Source organism: Micromonospora sp. DT41, assembly GCF_049841715.1.
Classification (GTDB): Bacteria; Actinomycetota; Actinomycetes; order Mycobacteriales; family Micromonosporaceae; genus Micromonospora; species Micromonospora profundi.
Genome location: NZ_JBNCKU010000030.1, coordinates 18,066 through 37,009, shown reverse-complemented (window position 1 = coordinate 37,009; position 18,944 = coordinate 18,066). Strand labels below are relative to the sequence as shown.

Below are 18,944 nucleotides of genomic sequence, written 5' to 3'. Positions count from 1 at the left end.
GACAACGACACTGGGGCCAACCCACCACCCGAGCAGCCTGACCCCAACACCGTCAACGTTCGTGGTCACGGCACTAGCCGCCACATCTACCCATCCCGTATGCCGCCGACCTGCCTTCTAGGGAGCGGTGGTCTGCTCGGCTTGCCCCGGGTCGGTGGCAGGCGGGATGGCCTACCGCAACCACCCACGGACCGTGACCCGCTGGCGAAGCCCCGGCCATCCTGGAGTCGTTGCGCCCCCGCCGGAGGCGCTCTGACCGCAGCCGCGCGACCGCCGGCCAGCACGCCGACGCGGCCGGCGTGCGCTCTATACGCCGCGCGGGCTGCTGGCCGAGCGGCGCGGCTGGCTGCCGGCCACACCACCGGTCAACAACCTCCCTGTCGTTCTGCGGCGGCCCTCCGGGCTTCCCGCTGTCCGCGCCAGCCGCCGGGCATCAGGCGTGACGGCCGCAGAGCGACAGCGGCAGCGGCCTGCGACACCTCAGCGCGCTGATCCCAGCAGATCCGGACGTCTGCTGACCCTGGTCGCAGCCCTATTGCGGTTGTATCCCAGGACGGCGCGCCAGTCTTCACGACCTGCGGCACACGGCAGCCAGCGTCCTTCTCGCCCAGGGCGTGCCCGCCCGCGTGGTCATGGAGATCCTCGGTCACTCTCAGATCAGCGTCACCCTCAACATCTACGCCCACGTGGCCCCTGAGGTGGCTCGGGAAGCTGCGGCGCGGCTGGAGGGGGCGCTGTGGTCCGGTGAGTAGGTTGGCTGCTCGCTTGGCTGCTCGACCTCGCGACGGCAAGCAAAAGGCCCAGGTCATGATCGGCGATCAAGCCGGTGACCTGGGCCTTTCAGTGGAGCCGCCTGACGGAATCGAACCGTCGACCTACGCATTACGAGTGCGTCGCTCTAGCCGACTGAGCTAAGGCGGCAACGATCAGCAAGTGTACGGCACCCCCGGCCGTGGACCGAACGGGATACCCCTCGCCCCGCTCACTGCCACTAACCGGACAACGAATGCCATCTAGACGTTTACCGGACAGCGGATCATCGCGAGCGGCACTAGGCTGCGGCGGGTGAGCGACGATCACACCCCTCGCACCCCCGATCCGACGGACGCCCGCCCCGATCCCGTACCGGCCGATGAGCGGTTCGCACACCGGCCGCGCTCCACGGACCCGCTGGAGCTGGGCTTCACCCCGCGCAAACCGGTGCCGTGGCTGGCCCCGTTCCTGCTGATCAGCACGGGCATCCGGACGTTGCTGGCGATGCTGTTCGGGGCGTACCTGGACAAGCGCGAGTTGCAGAACGCGTTCGGCGACGGTGTCTTCCGCCAGGCCGGTCCGGACGGTGGGCTGTGGCTCGACTACGTGGCCGACCTGGGCGACGGCTTCAACGCCACCTACTCGGTGGCGTACCTGCTGGCGCAGCCGGAACTGACCGTGGACGGGCACCGGCTGCCCCGGGCGCAGACGCTGGTGATGGGCGGCGACCAGGTGTACCCGTCGGCGGCCTACGCCGAGTACGAGAACCGTTGCAAGGGCCCCTACCAGGCGGCGCTGCCGGTGCCGCCGCCGGAACAGCCGACGCTGTTCGCGGTACCCGGCAACCACGACTGGTATGACGGTTTGACAGCGTTCCTGCGGTTGTTCGTCCGCTCCCGCGACCGCAACTTCGGCGGCTGGGGCACCGGGCAGTCGCGGTCGTACTTCGCTGTGGAGTTGCCCGCCGGCTGGTGGCTGCTCGGCGTGGACGACCAGTCCGGCTCGTACCTCGACGACCCACAGTTGGCGTACTTCGACGAGGTGGCCCGGCAACTCGGCCCGGAGTCGAAGATCATCATCGCGGCGCCGGCGCCGACCTGGGTCAAGGCCGCCGACCACCCGACGGCGTACGACTCCATCGACTACTTCATCCGCACGATCATCGACCCGACCGGGGCGAAGGTGCGGCTGCTGCTCTCCGGCGACCTGCACCACTACGCCCGCTACACGGGCACCGACCGCCAGTTGATCACCTGTGGCGGCGGTGGTGCGTACCTGTATCCCACCCACAAACTGCCGGAGCGCCTCGAAGTGCCGCCGCGCGACACGTTGGCGCGGAAAGCCAGCCGTGCTCGGCCGTACGACCTGGCGGCCCGCTATCCGGACGCGGCCCGTTCCCGCCGCTACAGCTGGGGCATCTTCGCCCGGCTGCCGTTGCGCAACCCGGGTTTCACCACCCTGCTCGGCACCCTGCACACGTTGCTGATGCTGGCCATGGCCGGCGCGACCGCCAACTGGACCGACGCCACCGGGCAGCGCCTGTTCAGCGTTCCGCTGGTGGCGATGGCGCTGGTCACGGTGGCGGCGGCAGTTCTGTTCGCCCAGCCGCCCAACGCGAGCGGCAAGAGGCACGTGCGGCACTGGATCCTCGGCGTCAGCCACGGAGTGGCGCACGTGGCGCTGGCCGCGGCAGGCACCTGGGCCTGGCTGGCGCTGCCGTTCTACGACTGGCCCTGGCCGCTGCCGGCCGCCGCGGCCGTGGTGCTGTACGGGCCGGTGATCGGGCTGGTATCCAGCCAGCTCGTGGCGGCGTACCTGCTGGTGGCGGGGTCTTTCGGGGTGAACGTCAACGAACTGTTCGCCGGGCAGGGCATCGAGGACGCCAAGTCGTTCCTCCGGCTGCGCATCGACCCGGACGGCACGCTGACCATCTACCCGATCGGGGTGGACCGGGTTGCGCGCGACTGGCAGGTCAACCGCGACCAGTCCCCGACGGCGAGCTGGCTGACCCCGAAGACGCCGCTGACGCCGCGCCTGGCCGAACCCCCGGTCACCCTTCACTGACGTGGTCAGAAAAGGGTGACCGGGTCATCGATCACCTGTCACGTATAGGGATTGTCATGCCACGAACCGCAGGCCGAGGGCGTCTTCTTACCCACCCCGTCGCCATCGGCGCAGATCTGCAAGCTCAGGATGTCGAAGCCGGTCGAGAAGGGACCGGTGCTGTGCGTCTTCGTCGTGCCGCACCCGAGGTCGTTCAACAGGCCGTGGTACGAGATGAAAATCCCTTCCACTTTTCGCAACCCCACGTCACCCCAGGCGGAGGCGGCGTTGCATTTGGTATCGGCCACGGTGAAGGTGAGCGACACCATCTGCTTGCCGTGGAAAGTCCAGACTACTTTCACGTTGGCCCCGCCGTCGTGGCTGACCCAACTGGTGCCGGCCTGCGCAGGCGTGATCAGTGCGACCAGCAGGCCGAGCGCACCTGCGGCGATCACCACAAGCCGCCTCATGAACGCTTGTCGCCTTCTCCCGGGCAACCTTGCGGACGCACCCTGACTGACCCGCATCGCGTTTCCCTCCCGTAGGGCTCGGCAGCTACCTGCCGTAGCCGCCTCCTGCCGAACAGCATGGCGACGCAGCCTTACCAAAGGTTTTCCATCCACATGCCAGGCCTAATGACGACCCCGAATGCGGCTGGCCCACGCCGCAGTGAAGAGAGTCGTTGCCACTGCCCTATCGGAAATACTGTCACCGACACGACGGCGGCTGGCACGACCCGCCACTCATTGAGAGGCGATAAGGTCGGTATCAGGGGGTGTAGTGCTGGTCGTGGGCCTGGCGGGGTGCGCAGACGGACGCCCGGGAGCAGGAGCAGCGGGAGCCGTCGGCGTCCAGTCGGACCGTCACCGCGTCACGGGGGACGCTGTGGCCGACCACCCGCCCGTCGCCCTCCGGCGTGCTGACCCGGCTGCCCACCGCCGGGGCGCTCTCCTGGAAGCGCTGGTACAGCGGGTGCTCGTATTTGAGGCAGCACATCAGCCGGCCGCACGCGCCGGAGATGCGCAGCGGGTTGAGCGGGAGATCCTGGTCCTTCGCCATCCGGATGGTCACCGGCTCGAAGTCGTTGAGGAATGTGGCGCAGCACAGGTCCCGACCGCACGAGCCGATGCCGCCCTGGACGCGGGCGGAGTCCCGGGCGGAGAGTTGGCGCAGCTCGACCCGGCAGTGCAGGGTCGCGCCCAGGTCGCGGACCAGGGAGCGGAAGTCCACCCGGTGCGGGGCGGTGAAGTAGACGGTGCTGCGCTCGCCACCGCCGTCGGCGGAGGCGAGCACGTGGTCGACGGCCACCACCTTCATGGGCAGGCCGTGTGCCCGGATCAGCCGCTTCGCGGCCACCTTGGCCTCGGCCTTACGCCGACGCAGCGCCTCGTCCCGGCTCAGGTCGTCGTCGCCGGCCAGCCCGACCAGTCGGGGGAAGCCGTCGGTCTCCTCGGTCACCCACTGGGCGGCCCAGACGCACTCGGCCACCTCGGGCCCGTCGTCGGTGGGCACCAGCACCTTGTCGCCCACCTGTGGGCGCAGCTCGCCCGGGTCGAGGTAGTAGAGGCGCCCGTACCGGTTGAAGCTGACCGCGCAGAGCATGCCCATTGCTCCACCCTACGACGGACCATGGCCCCACCGCGCGCCGGCTGTCGCCGAACGATTACACCGTGCTCGCATCGATGACCGTCGCCCAGGGAGCGTCAGCGGTTGCTGGTTACCAGCCGACCCTTGTGGGCTGGTCGTAGCGGGGTCGGCCGCTCACCGTCGGCCGCCAGGTGGACTCGGCCAGGCTCGGCGCCCACTGGCGCAGCAACGTCTCGACACCGTCGTACGCGACGGAGAGCACCGCCAGCACCCGCGCGGCGATCTCGGCAGCGTCGGCCACACCTGGCCCGACGGGCTCGATGCGGCGCGGTGGGCCAGCGGCGGTGGCGGCGACCACGGCGACCGCCTCGGCCGAGCGCAGCACGTCGGCCAGGGTGCGGGCCAGTGCGAGCCGGCTGCCCTCCACCCAGTCGGCGAGCGCATCCGCATATCCGGCTGTGGATTCCAGTCGCCCGACCAGGCTCTCCGGGCCGTCGTCGAGGTGGTGCAGTAGCGCCGCGCGTTCCTGCCCGTACGCCGTGGCTGCCGGACCGGCCCAGAGCACCGGGTCGGTGAGCGTGGCGCTGACGTCGTCGTACCCCCGGACGAGCCGGCGCACCGCGTGCCCGGCGCTGGCGAGCGGCGTGGGATGCAGATCGAGGAAGCCCCGCACGGCGTCGCCCGGCAGCACCTGCATCCGGCGCAGCAGCGGCCAGACCCGGTGCCCCTCGGGAACACCTGCGGCGAGCAACGCGTCGACGCGGCGCAGCAGGTCGAGGCCGGGTTCGGCGAGCCGGTCCAGCGGGTCCATCACCGCTCCCCGCCGATCCGGCGTCGGGCGGCCCTGTCGACGTCGCTGTAACGGTCGGCGGCCTCGCGGATCGCCGCTGCGGCGGAGGCCAGCCGGTGGGCAGCTGCCCGCGCCTCGCGAGCACGGTCGTCGGTGGCGGCGACCCACTGCCGGTGCAGCGCACGGCCGATCTCGCCGGGTCGGCCCGGGGCGTCCGCTCCGAACGCGACCTGCGGCGGGTCGCTGGCGGTGACCCGGTGCGACAGGGTGGTGAGCGTGGCGCTCGCCTCGTCCAGTCGGGCGGAGAGCGCGCGCAGTGCCTCCATCTCAGGCCCCCGCGAGTGGTCGGTAGGCGGCGAACGTCTCGTTGTGCAGCTTCTCGCGGGCCCACTCGGCGGCGTCGGCTGCCGCGGTGACCGCTGCCTGCACTGAGCCGGCAACGTCGCGTGGACTGCGGGAGTGCAGTGGCCCGAGGAACCGGACGTCGGTGATCCGGCCGCCTGCGGTGACCACAACCTCGACGAGCCCGTCCGGCGACCGGACGGTGACCTCGACGGTCGACACCGCCTGGTCGAACTCGGCCTGGAGCGATTCGATGCGGCGGTAGCGCCGCACCGCCTCCTCGATCCAGGCTTCGTCGATCTCCCCCCGCGGCATCGGCGACTCCTCCCGGATGGCCCTCACTGAGCGTGCTGCAACCGTCACCACGGCACACCGGACCGTACCGCACAGCAATCGCACGTGTCGATGGCCTGTGGATGAACGGTCCGGCGGACGGGACCACGGCCGAGTGCTGCGGGTCAGCCCTTCCAGAGGGCGAGCATCATCGCCTCGACCGCGATCCGCGGCTTGACGTTCGCCTCGATGGCCGCCCGGCAGGCGAGCACGGCCTCCAGACGGCGCAGCGACCCCTCGGCGTCCCACTTCTGGGCGCCGGCACCGGCCAGCGCGGCGGTATCGGTGTGCACGGGGTCGACCGGCGCGCGCAGCGCCATGGTGAGCGCGTCCCGGTAGAAGCCCGCCAGGTCGACAAGCGCCCGGTCCAACGCGTCGCGCTGGGCCCGGGTGGCCCGCGACTTCTGCCGCTTCTCCAACTCCTTGAGCTGCCCGGCCGCGCCGCGCATCGCGCCGGCCGCGCCCCGGCCGGTGCCGCCCGCGCCGAGCGCCCGCTCCAGCGCGGTCCGCTCGGTCGTGTCCGCCTCGGACACCGACGCCTTGGCCTCCGCCTCGGCGGCCTCGATCAGGGCGGACGCCGCGTCGAACGCCGCACCGACACCGGTCAGCCGACGCGGCACCGCGAGCACCGCCTCACGTCGCTTGCGGGCCTCCGGATCGCGGGCCAGCCGGCGCGCCCGACCCACGTGACCCTGCGCGGCAGCCGCCGCCCATCGCGCCACGTCGGGCGCGACGCCGTCGCGACGGACCAGCACCTCGGCCACCGCCGCGGCCGGCGGCTGCCGCAGGGGTACGACCCGGCAGCGCGACCGGATGGTCACCGAGATGTCGTCCGGGTGGGTGGACGGCGCGCAGAGCAGGAAGACGGTACGCGGTGGAGGCTCCTCGATCGCCTTGAGCAGCGCGTTGCCGGCGGCCTCGGTGAGCCGGTCGGCGTCGGAGATGACCACCACCTGCCAGCGCCCACCGGACGGGGTGCTGGCGGCGCGGAGCACCAGAGCGCGCATGTCGTTGACGCCGATGGAGAGTCCTTCCGGCTCCACAAGCCGGACGTCGGCGTGGGTGCCGCCCATCGTGGTGTGGCAGCCGGGGCACTCGCCGCAGCCGGTGCCGTGCACGCACTGAAGGGCGGCGGCGAAGGCCCGCGCGGCGACCGAGCGGCCCGAGCCGGGTGGCCCGGTGAAGATCCACGCGTGGGTCATCCCGGTGGACGCATCGGGCCCTCCGGGCACGGCGGCTGTCTCGGGCTCGTCGCCGCTGGTGGGGCCGGCGGCGAGCAGCGCGGGTGCACGGTCGGCCGCAGCGGCGCGCAGCACGGCGGCTGCCGCCGCGGCGGCCCGGCGCAGCTCGGTCACCGCCTCGTCCTGACCGACCAGGTCGGCGAAGACGTCAGGCATCAGGTCTTGTGCTCCATCGTCACCAGCTCCGCGTCGGATAACTCGGGCTGCACCGAGGTGTCCGGGCCCTGTGCCGGGCGGGGGTGCACGATGCCGCCCGGCCTGCCGAGCATCTCCTCGACACGCCGCACCACCAGGCCGTTGATCTCGTCGGCCGGGCGGGACGCGTCGAGCACCAGGTAGCGCTTCGGGTCGGCGGCGGCAAGGTCGAGGAAGGCGTACCGGACGCGTTCGTGGAAGGCGATCGACTCGGCCTCGAGCCGGTCGGCCTCCCCGCTGCGGGAGGCGACCCGGGACAGGCCGGTCTGCGGCTCGACGTCGAGCAGCACCACCAGGTCGGGCTTGAGCCCACCGGTGGCCCAGGAGGAGAGCCAGGAGACCTCGTCGACCGGGAGCGTACGTCCCGCGCCCTGGTAAGCGAGCGACGAGTCGACGTACCTGTCGCTGATCACCACGTCGCCGCGGACAAGCGCGGGCCGGACGACGGCGGCCACGTGGTGCGCCCGGTCGGCGGCATAGAGCAGCGCCTCGGCGCGTGGCGACGGCGCCTCGTCGCCCGAGGTGTCGAGCACCAGCGACCGGATCCGCCGACCGACGGCAGTGGCCCCCGGTTCGCGGGTGACCAGGACGTCGCGCCCGTCGGCCCGCAGCCGCTCGGCGAGCGCGGCGAGTTGGGTGGACTTGCCGGCGCCCTCGCCGCCCTCGAACACCACGAACAGGCCGGCCGAGACGAACGGCTCGGCGGGCATCAGCGGACGGCCCCGGATCGAGCCCCACAGGTCGGCGAGGACCGGGACGCCCTTCTTGTCGTCCATCTGGCCGAAGGCGCTGATCCCGGCGAAGATGCCGGCGGCACCGGCGGCGAGCAGCAACAGTCGGGTCGACGAGATGGAGATGCCCAGGTCGGCGATCTCCAGCTTGCGCGAGCCACCGACACCGGCGAGCAGGCTGCTCAGCGCGATGGCCAGGATCAGCACGAGCCGGGTGCCGATCTGCACGACCGCGAAGACCCGGCCACGGACCTCGTCGGCGATCTCACCCCCGAGCAGGGTGGTGCCGGCCAGGAACGCCATCCCGGCGCCCGCACCGACAAGCACCGCGCCCACGATCGCCATGGACAGGTGGATGGCGAAGGAGAGGGTCATCACGGCGGCGCTTGCCAGCACGATGCTCATGCCGAACCAGCGACGCCTGGACATGTCCTTGACGATCATGGGACCGAGGCCGATGCCGACCGCCAGACCGACGAAGATCGCACCGAAGAGCAGCGAGAACGCGGCATCGCCGGCACCGAGCGAGCTGGCGAAGAACTTCGCGGTGCCGATCACGATGCCGCCACCGGCGAACGCGCCCAGGATGCCGAGGACCAGCCCACGCACCAGCGGGGTCTGCCCGATGAACTGCCAGCCCTCCTTGAACTGGCGCAGCATGCTCTGCTCGGTGCGGTCGCCCTCGGCGGTCTGCCCCTGACTGATCTCCTTGATGCCGAAGGCGACGACAAGAGCGGTCGCCAGTCGGGAGAAGGAGTTGAACCAGAGCGCCAGCTGGGCCGGTTCGGCCCAGTTCGGGAACTCGCCTCCGGTGATGCCCCGGACGCTGCGGTCCAGGCCGGCGCTGACGGCCGCGGCGAGCACCGGGGTGAGGCCGTACGTGGTGATCAGCGTGAGCTGGTTGGCCGCCTCAAGCCGGGCGCGCGGGATCAGGTTGGGGACCGCGGCCTCCTTGGCCGGGATCCAGATCAGGGTGATCGACTCGATCAGGAAGGTGGCGATGGTCGCCCACAGGACCACCATCGCGCCGCTCGCGCCGGCAAGCGCGACCATCGGGATCGAGGCGAAGAGCACGAACCGCAGCACGTCGCAGATGACCATCGTCCAGCGCCTGTCGAACCGGTCGGCGAGCACGCCGGCCACCGGGCCGAGCACCAGCGCGGGCAGCAGCCGGATGGCGATGACGCCACCGAAGGCCGCGCCCTGGGCGGTGCTGCCCTGCACCTGCGAGGCGGCGAAGACCGAGGTGGCCAGCAGGCCGAACCAGTCGCCGAAGGAGGCGGCGCCGAGCACGATCCAGAGCCGCCGGAACGGCTGGATCCGCAGGATCGAGCGGATCGCGGCGTAGCCGGACGGATCCCCCTGGGCGGCACTGGTCTGATTGGCGGCGCTGCTCGACTGGTCACCCGGGCGCGACACGCCGGGCGACTCGCCGCTGTTCTGGCTTTCGATGGCCGTACCTCCACGTGCCGGCCCATCGCTGGGCACCCCCGGTGGAACACTCTAGACCCGGTGGGGGGCCGCCCCACCGGCGACATTCTCCTGCTCGCTGAGCCTAGGCCGCCGAAGGTACCGACCGCAGCCCGGACGTACGCGAGGGTATTTCGCATTCACCGTCGGACAGTTAGCGTGCACACGTGGCCATCGAGAGCGACAAACTCCGCGAGCGCCTGGACCGGGCGACCGACCACCTCGACCCGCCGTACGCCGTGGTGGATCTCACCGCCTTCGACGCGAACACGGTCGCATTGACCGACCGCGCCGCAGGCAAACCGCTCCGGCTGGCGAGCAAGTCGGTCCGCAGCCGGGAGTTGATCAGCAGGGCGCTCGCCCGGCCCGGCTGGCGGGGCGTGATGGCGTTCACCCTGCCCGAGGCGATCTGGCTGGTACGCGCCGGAGTCAGCGACGACGTGCTGCTCGCCTACCCGAGCGCAGACCGGGCAGCGCTCGCCGAGTTGGCCGCCGACCCGACCCTCGCCGCCGCGATCACCCTCATGATCGACAGCACCGGGCAGCTCGACCTCATCGACGCCGTCCGTGCCCCCGGGCAGCGCGCCGAACTGCGGCTCTGCCTGGACCTGGACGCCTCCTGGCGACCACTGCGGGGTCGGGTCCACGTCGGCGTACGCCGCTCACCGGTGCACAGCGCCCGAGCAGCCGGCGCGCTCGCCGCCACCGTCACCGGTCGGGCCGGCTTCCGGCTGGTCGGCCTGATGTCGTACGAGGCGCAGATCGCCGGCCTGGGCGACGCGCCGCCGGGGCAGACGCTGCTGGCCGGCGCGATCAGGCTGGCCCAGCGCGGGTCGTACCGCGAGTTGCTGGCCCGCCGGGGCGCGGCGGTGGCAGCGGTACGCGAACACGCCGACCTGGAGTTCGTGAACGGCGGCGGCACCGGCAGCGTGGCGGCGACAAGCGCCGATCCCGCGGTAACCGAGGTCACCGCGGGATCGGGCCTGTACGGGCCGACGCTGTTCGACGCCTACCGTGCCTGGCGCCCCATCCCGGCGGCGTTCTTCGCCTGCGCTGTGGTCCGCCGCCCGACGCCCGAGCTGGCGACAGTGCTCGGCGGCGGGTGGATCGCCTCCGGACCGGCCGCCGACAGCCGGCTCCCCCGGCCGTGGTTGCCGGCCGGCCTGAAGCTGGTCGGCACCGAGGGCGCCGGCGAGGTGCAGACCCCGCTGTCCGGTACGGCGGCGAGCACCCTGTGCATCGGCGACCGGGTGTGGTTCCGGCACGCCAAAGCCGGTGAGCTGTGCGAACGGGTGAACGAGCTGCACCTGGTCGAGGGGGATGCGGTCGTGGCGACCGTTCCCACCTACCGGGGCGAAGGCCGTGCCTTCCTGTGACGCGCCAGGGCAGCGCACGGTCACGGTCACTGCGGACCGGGCCGCCTCAGGCGGGCTGGGCCGCCTCGACCGGAACGGCGACTGGACGGTCGCTCTCCGGGCCGTCGACCTGGCGGTGCAGATATTCCCGGATCAGCGCCTTCGCCTCGAGCAGCACCCGCTCGTCGCCGTCGGACTTCCGGCGGAACGCGAGCTTGATCAGCGCGTCGGCCGCCTCTACCGCGATCTCCAGGACGAAGCGCAGCTTCGGCACATCGGTGAGCCCGAAACGTTCGGTGAGCACCCGGGCCAACTGGTCGGCGATCACGCCGTTGTTGTCCCGCTGCTCGTCGAGCAGGTGCAGGTCGACCACGTCGCCGAAGTGCAGAGTACGGAAACCGGGGACGGTGCGGTGCATAGTGATGTACTCGTCGATCCCCGCGTCGACACCGTCCCACCAGTGGGTCATCTCGTCGGAGGCGAAGCGCTCGTCGAGTCGCTGAAGGTACGACTCCATGGTGCGCAGGGTCAGCGCCTGCACGATCGCCCGCTTGTCCGGAAAGAACTGGTAGACCGAACCGATCGCCACTTCGGCCCGCTCAGCGAGCAGGGTAGTGGTCAGTCCCTCGTACCCCACCTCGTCGACGAGTTCGGCGCAGGCATCCAACATGCGCTGGACCCGCGCGACACTTCGACCCTGCACCGGTACGCGGCGCAGCGGCCCGGTCGTGGCGGCTGGTGTGGACACTCGGCGCCACCCCCCTTCGACGGATGAACATATCTTCATGTCACGAGTCCGTGACTACCGGTACAACGAGCGGACCGCAATTGCGGTATTTACCAGGTACAACGTTCCTGATATGAAGTCAGTTCATATTCATGATTGAGGAGCCTGCATGGCCGGCACCGCATCGCCTCCCGCCCGTTGGTCAAACTGGGCCGGCAACCAGCGTGGCACCGCCACCGCGATCCTGCGCCCCGGCTCGCCGAGCGATGTCGTCGAAGCCGTCCGTGCCACCGCAGCCACCGGAGGCCGGATCCGCGTCGCCGGCAGCGGCCACTCGTTCACCCCCATCGCCCTGGCCGACGACCGGCGGATGGAACTGTCCGAGTTGGAGACCACAGTCAGCGTCGACGTCGAGCGGCGACTGGTCACCGTACCGGCGGGAACGACCCTGCAAGCGCTCAACGGGCTACTCGCCCGGCACCGCCTCGCACTGCCCAACCTCGGCGACATCGACGCGCAGACGGTGGCCGGGGCGATCTCCACCGGCACCCACGGCACCGGCGCCGCATACGGCTGCCTCTCCACGTTCGTCGAGGCGCTCACCCTCGTCACCGGCACCGGCGAACTGCTGCACTGCTCCGCCGACGAAAACCCCGACATCTTCGCCGCAGCCCGGGTGTCCCTCGGCGCGCTCGGCGTCCTCATCGACGTGACGCTGCGCTGCGTGGACGCCTTCGTCCTGCACGCCCACGAACGCCCCGCCGAACTCGCCGACGTGCTCGGCGAACTACCGGCTCTCATCGACAGGCACGACCACGTCGAGTTCTACTGGTTCCCCTACACGACCCGCGTCCAGGTCAAAGCCAACGACCGGGTACCCGCCAACGACCGCCCGCTGCCCCGGTGGCGCGGATGGCTGGACGACGACTTCCTGTCCAACACCGTCTTCGCCGGTGCCTGCCGCCTCGGCCGTGCCGTGCCCGCGCTGGCACCCGGCATCAGCGCCGTCTCCGCCCGCGCGCTCACCGAACGGCACTACACCGACCGCTCCGACCGGGTCTTCTGCACACCGCGCCGAGTCCGCTTCGTCGAAATGGAGTACGGCCTGCCCCGCGAGGCGCTTACCGAGGCGCTGACCGCGCTCCGGCGCATCATCGACGGCCTGCCGTTCAAGGTGCTCTTCCCCGTCGAGGTGCGGTTCACCGCCGCCGACGACATCTGGCTGTCGCACGGGTACGGCCGGGACTCCGCGTACATCGCCGTGCACCAGTACGTCGGCATGCCGTACGAGCCGTACTTCCGGGCCTTCGAGAAGGTGGCCGCCGAGCTTGGCGGTCGCCCGCACTGGGGCAAGCTGCACTACCGCGACGCGGAGTCGCTGGCCGCCGCGTACCCGCGCTTCACCGACTTCCAGGCCCTCCGCAACCGCCTGGACCCCCACCGCGTCTTCACGAACCCCCACCTGACCCACGTCCTCGGCGCCTAGGGTGCCCGAGATCTTGGAAGGAAGCGGCCCCTGGAGGGGCGTTTTCCTTCCAAGATCTACCCACGCCAACCGGCTGCTCGGAGCGCGTCGCGGAGTTGGGTGAGGACCTCGTCCGGGTGTGCGCGCACCACCCAGGACGGGAAGCGCAGGAGGCGGTCACCATCGACCCAGAGCGCGTTCTGGCGGCGCATGTCCGCCCACCAGGCGCGCGGGTCGAGGTGCTGCCCGCCGTCGATCTCGACGTGCACCCTCCACTTCTCGAAGTAGACATCCAGGTAGCGACGCCGCCCAGTCGAGTCGGTGCGGACCTTCTGCCGTGCCGGTTCGGGTAGTCGTCCGCGACGGACCAGGCCGAGGAAATCCAGCTCGGGAAGGGAATGGGACCCGCCCGCCGCGTCCGTGGCTGTGGCCAGGATCAGTCGCCGACGACGGACCCGGGGCAGCCGGTCGACGACCTGGTGCAGATCGTCGGCGCGTACGACCCGTTGCTGGAACTTGGCGGCGATGATCGCCCGAGCTTCCCCGTCACCGGGCGCCCACTGCGCGGCGTCGACGATCGACCGGGCCGGCGTGGTCCGTCGGGGTTGCCCGGTGGCCACCACATCCCGGTCGGTAAGCGTGACGGTCCGGTGCACCCGCACACCCGGCGGCAGCGATCCGCGTCGACTGGAGGCGGGAAGCAGAAGATGGATCGGCCGGTCCGGGAAGCCGCGGAGACCTCCGGCCTGCGCGGCGGTCAGACCGGCGAGTGCCGCCTCCGGCCCGGCTGCGAGGACGGCCGCCCACCGACGTTGACCGGCGCTGACCGGGCCACTGTGAGCGACGAACACCGCGCGGTGGACCTGCCTCCACCTCCCGCTGGCCACCCGGTGCCGGATGGCCTTGGGCGTCAGGTGCTGCCTCGCCTGGTCGAGACTCAGCACCTCCTCCTGGTGGAAGAGCAGCCAGCTCAACTCGTCGGCGTCGTCGCGCGGCAGGGGACGACCCCACGCCGCCATCGGTGACCCGCTCCGAAGACTCACGAGAGCAGTCTCCCGACAAGCCCGCCCTCGCGGCTGCCCCTGTGGACAACAGACAGATCTTGGAAGGAAAGTGCCCCTCCAGGGGCGTTTTCCTTCCAAGATCTCCGGGAGAGTCTGCTTACTCGGTGCTTGTGGTGGCTTTGCGCGGGGCGGCCTTTTTGGCCGGGGTCTTCTTCGCCGCGGTGGTGGTCGCCTTGGCTGTCGTGGTCTTCTTCGCGGCCGTGGACTTGCTGGCGGCGGCCGTCTTCTTGGTGGCCGTTGCCTTCTTCGCCGCTGCCTTCTTGGCCGGAGCCTTCTTGGCCGCCGCCTTCTTCTTCGGCGCCGGACCCTTCGCCCGCTTCTCGGCAAGCATCTCCGAGGCTTCCTCAATGCTCAACGCCTCCGGGGTCTGCCCACGGCGCAGCGACGCGTTGAACTCCCCGTCGGTGACGTACGGGCCGAACCGGCCGTCCTTGATCACCAGTGGCTTCTCGGTAAGCGGGTCGACGCCCATCTCACGCAGCGGCGGCGCGGCGGCCCGGCGGCCACGGGTCTTCGGAGCCGCCAACAACGCCAGCGCCTCGTCCAGGCTGACCGTGAACATCTGCTCTTCGGACTCCAGGGAGCGGAACTCCTCGCCCTGCTTCACGTACGGACCGTAGCGGCCGTTGTTGGCGAACACCTCGACGCCGTCCGGCGCGACGCCCACCAACCGGGGCAGGCTGAGCAGCTTGAGCGCCTGCTCCAGGGTGAGCGAGTCCGGGGTCTGCGAACGCAGCAGCGACGACTTCCGCTCACCGCTGGACACGTACGGGCCGAAGCGGCCGGACTTGAGCACGATCGGCTCGCCGGTGGCCGGGTCGTCGCCGAGCTTGCGCTCGCCGCTGCCGCCGAGGAACAGCTCGTGCACCTTCTCCGGGGTCAGCTCGTCGGGGGCCAGGCCCTCGGGGATCGGCGCCCGGTCGCCCTGTGCGCCGCCCTCCTCGCCGTCACCCGTTGCGGCCGGGGCCGGCTGCTCGCCGTCGGGCAACTCCCGCTGGAGGTACGGCCCGTAGCGGCCGACCCGGACCACTACCGCGCGGCCGTCATCGTCGGTGAAGAGCGGGATGGAGTTGACGCTGCGGGCGTCGATCTCGCTGAGGTTCTCGGTGACAAGCTTCTTGAGCCCACCGGAACGGGCGATGTCCTGGTCGCCGGCACCGTTTGAGCTGCCGAAGTAGAACGCGGTGAGGAAGTCGACAGCAGCGTGGTCGCCGCCGGCGATCTCGTCCAGCTCGTTCTCCATTGTGGCCGTGAAGTCGTAGTCGATGAGGCGGGGGTAGTGCCGCTCCATCAGCCCGATCACAGCGAACGCCAGGAAGGTGGGGATCATCGCCTGGCCGCGCTTGGTGACGTACCCCCGGTCCTGGATCGTCTGCATGATCGACGCGTAGGTGGACGGGCGGCCGATGCCCAGCTCTTCCAGGGCCTTGACCAGCGACGCTTCGGTGTAGCGCGACGGCGGCTGGGTGTGGTGGCCCTGCGCCGCCAGCTCGTCGGCGGTAAGCGGCTGGTTCTTGACGAGGGTCGGCAGCCGGCGCTCGGCGTCCTCGGCCTCGGCGTTCTCGTCGTCACTGGACTCGACGTACGCGCGCAGGAAGCCCGGGTCGGTGATGGTCTTGCCGGTGGCCCCGAAGTCGGCCTCCTCCTGGGAGGTGGAGACCGCGCGGATGCGCACCGAGACGCTGGAGCCGACCGCGTCGGTCATCTGCGACGCGATGGTCCGCCGCCAGATCAGCTCGTAGAGCTTGAACTCCTCGGCGGACAGCTCCTTGGCCACCTCGCCCGGGGTGCGGAAGTTGTCCCCCGCCGGGCGGATCGCCTCGTGCGCCTCCTGCGCGTTCTTCACCTTGCCTGTGTAACGACGCGGCTCCGGCGGCACGCTGCGCTCGCCGTACAGCTCGACGATCTGCCGGCGGGCCGCCGAGATGGCGGTCTCCGACAGGTTCACCGAGTCGGTACGCATATAGGTGATGTAGCCGTTCTCGTAGAGCCGCTGCGCGGTGCGCATCGTCTGCTGCGAGGACAGGCGCAGCTTGCGGGCCGCCTCCTGCTGAAGCGTGGAGGTGATGAACGGCGCGTACGGGCGGCGACGGTAGGGCTTCTCCTCGACGCGGGTGACGGTGAACGGCCGCCCCTCCAGCCGGGCCGCGAGGCCCCGGGCACCGCCCTCGTCGAGGTGCACGACGCCGGCACCGGGCTTCACCTTGCCGGTGGTCGGCTCGAAGTCCTTACCGGTGGCGATCCGGTCGCCGTTGAGCGCGACGAGCGTGGCGTTGAACGCGCGCGGACCCTCACCGGCGTTCGCCACGGCGAGGGTGGCCAGGATGTCCCAGTACTCGGCGGTGCGGAACGCCATCCGCTGCCGCTCCCGCTCGACCACGATGCGGGTCGCCACGGACTGCACGCGGCCCGCCGAGAGCTTCGGCATGACCTTCTTCCACAGCACCGGCGAGACCTCGTAGCCGTAGAGCCGGTCGAGGATCCGCCGCGCCTCCTGGGCGTCGACCAGATCGCGGTCGATCTCCCGCGGGTTGGCCACCGCCGCCTGGATCGCCGGCTTGGTGATCTCGTGGAAGACCATCCGCTTGACCGGCACCTTGGGCTTGAGCGTCTCGACAAGGTGCCAGGCGATTGCCTCGCCCTCGCGGTCCTCATCCGTGGCAAGGAGGATCTCGTCGACCTCCTTGGCCAGCTTCACCAGCTTGCTGATCTGCTGCTTGCGGTCGGCGGAGACGACGTAGAGGGCGTGGAAGCCGTTGTCGACGTCCACACCGAGGCGGGCCCACGGCTCACCCTTGTACTTGGCCGGCACGTCGGCGGCGTTGCGCGGCAGGTCGCGGACGTGACCGAAGCTGGCCTCCACGACGTACCCCGGGCCGAGGTAGCCCGAGATCGTCTTGGCCTTCGCCGGTGACTCGACGATGACCAGACGGGTGGTTCCAGCGTTGCTCGGCACGTCTCTGTCGACCTCACTCCTGCTCGTGGCCTGCCGGTGCCCGAGAAGCGACCGTTCTCGACCCCGCCGCGGCACCGGCGGTCCGGATGTCCAACGTAACGCGCCGCCCACGTTTCAGGTTTCGCGGGCGGCAAACCGCTCGGGCGCGGCGGTGAAGTCCCGCCCCACCGCGCTCAGCACTGCCGGACGGCGCCACCGTACACCGTGAGTAGGGCTCGAAGCGGGTCACTGTGACGATGGCGGGCCCTCAACAACCCGCCCTCGCTCGAATCCAACCCCCCGCTGTCCAACACCAGACAGACGCGAATCCACGCCCCAACCCCGTCGATCATGGACTTGTGGTGGGCGTTTTCACCCCGGAAGGGAAGTACGTCCACCACCACAACTCCATGATCGACCGGGGCGAGGGGGGAGCGGGGCGAGGGGGGAGCGGGGCGAGGGGGGAGCGGGGCGCGGCGGGGGCGGGCGGGGGTTAGGGGCGGGTTGGCCAGGTTGTGGGGGGTGCTGAGGTTGGGGGGTCGCCTACCAGTTCGGCTAGCCGGGTCAGGCGGCGGCGGCCGGTTATCCGGTAGGCCGGGCCGCCTTCGGCGGGGGCGAGCAACGTGCCGGACAGGCCGGCGGCTGCGAGCGCCGCGCCGAGCCTGTCCCAGGAATCCGGGTCGCCCTCGCCGAGCTGGAGCAGGAAGCTGCCGGGCGGCTCCGGCGTACCGGCGGCGGCGACCCAGAGCCGCAACCGCCGGCCGGTGAGGTGCAGGACCGCCGGTGGGCGCTTGACCGCACCGTGCAGCCAGGCGGCCGCGAGCGGCTTCAACACCCGGGTGTACGACGTACGGACTGTGTGTTTGTCGTCCTCGGTCGGCTCCCAGCTCGCGGCGAGACCCCGCAGCGCCAGTTCGGCGACGAGTACGTGCACCCGCCAGGCGGCGTCCACACGCACCGAGAGGCGCGCGGTGCCGCCCATCCGGACGACCTCGCCCGGCCCGGCGAGCAGCCCGGCCAGGTCGGCGACAGTCGGTTCGGCTGCCTCCGCGCCGAAGAAGACGAGTTGCCGCCCGGCGTCCTCGCCATCGGAAGCGCCGGAGTGGGCCGACCCGGGACGGGCCGACCCGCTGCGCCGCCGACCCCTGCCGGCCGCGCCGACGGCGGACACGAGGGCGTCGGGAGCGACAGCGCCGATCTCGACGGTGCTGGACTCCGCCGGAGCAGGTGCTGGCGGGTCAGGTGCGGGGAACAGGGCCGGGAGCGGCGGCTGCGCCGCCCCGGTGTCGCCGAGCCCGCTCAGCGACACTCCGGCACCTCGTCGAAGGCTGTTTTCAGCTCCTCGGAGTTGAGCTGGCTGGTGTCCAGCGCGCTGGCGTCGTACTCCTTGTTGAGCGTCTCCACCGCGGCCCGGACACCGCCGTAGAAGACAGTGGGCTCGCCGGTGCCCAGGCCGTCGATGGTGTCCCGCGCGCGACCGTAGGCGTCGCGCATCTTGCCCAGGGAGTCGCGGAAACCGGCGGCGATGGCCTCGCCGTTCTCCGTCTCGGGCACCCCGGCCTGCTCCACCTTGCGTCGCGCGGTCTCGCTTGCCTGCTCCGCGCCGCCGAAGAGCCGCACCAGGTTCTCCTTGGCCTGCGCGGGGGTGGTCTGCGCGGTCATCTGCTCGTCGGTGCTGCTCGTCAGCTTGCTGATCTCGGAGCGCCACGGGGTGAGCGCGCCGCAGACCGAAGCCGCCCACGCCCGAGGGCTGGGGCCGCCGCCGCAGCCGGCCAGGACGGCGAGCGTGGCCAGGACCACCGTGAGCTTTCCCGCGGTGGACGTCCGGCACGTACGCATGCGTTGCAGCGTACGGCCTTTGGCCAGGTGTGGCACCGGTCGGATGGTTCGGACGCCGACGGCAGCGGTCCCCG

General features: G+C 71.1%; 16 protein-coding genes and 1 tRNA gene. 4 read left to right on the top strand and 13 right to left on the bottom strand.

Annotation, left to right across the window (positions count from 1 at the left end):
- Positions 1–545: 545 nt before the first annotated feature.
- Positions 546–752 carry a tyrosine-type recombinase/integrase gene (locus tag ACLQ23_RS30990; RefSeq protein WP_425735786.1) on the top strand — a complete coding sequence of 69 codons (207 nt, stop codon included), beginning with the start codon at positions 546–548 and terminating at the stop codon, positions 750–752.
- Positions 753–844: 92 nt separating this feature from the next.
- Here ACLQ23_RS30990 and ACLQ23_RS30985 read toward each other — a convergent pair.
- Positions 845–921, bottom strand: a tRNA-Thr gene (locus ACLQ23_RS30985).
- 114 nt (positions 922–1,035) lie between these two features.
- Between ACLQ23_RS30985 and ACLQ23_RS30980 the strand changes: the two genes are divergently transcribed.
- Positions 1,036–2,817, top strand: a complete 1,782-nt coding sequence (locus ACLQ23_RS30980) for a metallophosphoesterase family protein (RefSeq protein ID WP_425735787.1) — start codon at positions 1,036–1,038, stop codon at positions 2,815–2,817.
- Between the two features lie 38 nt (positions 2,818–2,855).
- On the opposite strand, the gene ACLQ23_RS30975 is transcribed toward ACLQ23_RS30980, so the two are convergent.
- The 7 genes from ACLQ23_RS30975 to tmk all read right to left on the bottom strand — a co-directional run bounded on the left by ACLQ23_RS30975 (position 2,856) and on the right by tmk (position 9,344).
- On the bottom strand, positions 2,856–3,266 hold the full coding sequence (locus tag ACLQ23_RS30975; RefSeq protein ID WP_355588145.1) for a hypothetical protein: 411 nt from the start codon (positions 3,264–3,266) through the stop codon (positions 2,856–2,858).
- Between the two features lie 298 nt (positions 3,267–3,564).
- Entirely contained in the window at positions 3,565–4,404 is an 840-nt protein-coding gene (locus ACLQ23_RS30970) for a PSP1 domain-containing protein (protein WP_355588143.1), read from the bottom strand.
- 109 nt (positions 4,405–4,513) lie between these two features.
- Positions 4,514–5,194 (bottom strand): hypothetical protein, encoded by a 681-nt coding sequence (locus ACLQ23_RS30965; RefSeq protein WP_053659407.1) that lies wholly within the window; start codon positions 5,192–5,194, stop codon positions 4,514–4,516.
- Positions 5,194–5,499: a hypothetical protein gene (locus ACLQ23_RS30960; protein WP_355588141.1), complete on the bottom strand. Its 306-nt coding sequence runs from the start codon at positions 5,497–5,499 to the stop codon at positions 5,194–5,196. The genes ACLQ23_RS30965 and ACLQ23_RS30960 overlap by 1 nt, the downstream gene beginning before the upstream one ends.
- 1 nt (position 5,500) lies before the next feature.
- Positions 5,501–5,830: a YbaB/EbfC family nucleoid-associated protein gene (locus ACLQ23_RS30955; RefSeq protein WP_053659404.1), complete on the bottom strand. Its 330-nt coding sequence runs from the start codon at positions 5,828–5,830 to the stop codon at positions 5,501–5,503.
- 143 nt (positions 5,831–5,973) lie between these two features.
- Positions 5,974–7,245, bottom strand: a complete 1,272-nt coding sequence (locus tag ACLQ23_RS30950) for a DNA polymerase III subunit delta' (protein ID WP_355588139.1) — start codon at positions 7,243–7,245, stop codon at positions 5,974–5,976.
- Positions 7,245–9,344, bottom strand: coding sequence for a dTMP kinase (gene tmk, locus ACLQ23_RS30945; protein ID WP_355588506.1), 2,100 nt, complete (start codon positions 9,342–9,344; stop codon positions 7,245–7,247). Before tmk ends, ACLQ23_RS30950 begins: the two co-directional genes overlap by 1 nt.
- A 308-nt stretch (positions 9,345–9,652) precedes the next feature.
- Between tmk and ACLQ23_RS30940 the strand changes: the two genes are divergently transcribed.
- Positions 9,653–10,861: an amino acid deaminase/aldolase gene (locus tag ACLQ23_RS30940; protein ID WP_355588137.1), complete on the top strand. Its 1,209-nt coding sequence runs from the start codon at positions 9,653–9,655 to the stop codon at positions 10,859–10,861.
- Positions 10,862–10,907: 46 nt separating this feature from the next.
- On the opposite strand, the gene ACLQ23_RS30935 is transcribed toward ACLQ23_RS30940, so the two are convergent.
- Positions 10,908–11,510 carry a TetR/AcrR family transcriptional regulator gene (locus tag ACLQ23_RS30935; RefSeq protein WP_355588504.1) on the bottom strand — a complete coding sequence of 201 codons (603 nt, stop codon included), beginning with the start codon at positions 11,508–11,510 and terminating at the stop codon, positions 10,908–10,910.
- Between the two features lie 226 nt (positions 11,511–11,736).
- Here ACLQ23_RS30935 and ACLQ23_RS30930 point away from each other — a divergent pair, with 226 nt between their 5' ends.
- Positions 11,737–13,053 (top strand): D-arabinono-1,4-lactone oxidase, encoded by a 1,317-nt coding sequence (locus ACLQ23_RS30930; protein ID WP_425735763.1) that lies wholly within the window; start codon positions 11,737–11,739, stop codon positions 13,051–13,053.
- A 56-nt stretch (positions 13,054–13,109) separates the two neighbouring features.
- Here the strand turns inward: ACLQ23_RS30930 and ACLQ23_RS30925 are convergent, their stop codons facing one another.
- The 4 genes from ACLQ23_RS30925 to ACLQ23_RS30910 all read right to left on the bottom strand — a co-directional run bounded on the left by ACLQ23_RS30925 (position 13,110) and on the right by ACLQ23_RS30910 (position 18,870).
- Entirely contained in the window at positions 13,110–14,075 is a 966-nt protein-coding gene (locus tag ACLQ23_RS30925; protein WP_355632070.1) for a DUF559 domain-containing protein, read from the bottom strand.
- Between the two features lie 118 nt (positions 14,076–14,193).
- Positions 14,194–17,052 carry a type I DNA topoisomerase gene (topA, locus tag ACLQ23_RS30920; RefSeq protein WP_355632067.1) on the bottom strand — a complete coding sequence of 953 codons (2,859 nt, stop codon included), beginning with the start codon at positions 17,050–17,052 and terminating at the stop codon, positions 14,194–14,196.
- A gap of 472 nt (positions 17,053–17,524) precedes the next feature.
- On the bottom strand, positions 17,525–18,340 hold the full coding sequence (locus ACLQ23_RS30915; protein WP_355588129.1) for a hypothetical protein: 816 nt from the start codon (positions 18,338–18,340) through the stop codon (positions 17,525–17,527).
- Positions 18,331–18,870 carry a hypothetical protein gene (locus ACLQ23_RS30910; protein ID WP_355588127.1) on the bottom strand — a complete coding sequence of 180 codons (540 nt, stop codon included), beginning with the start codon at positions 18,868–18,870 and terminating at the stop codon, positions 18,331–18,333. Before ACLQ23_RS30910 ends, ACLQ23_RS30915 begins: the two co-directional genes overlap by 10 nt.
- Positions 18,871–18,944 lie beyond the last annotated feature (74 nt).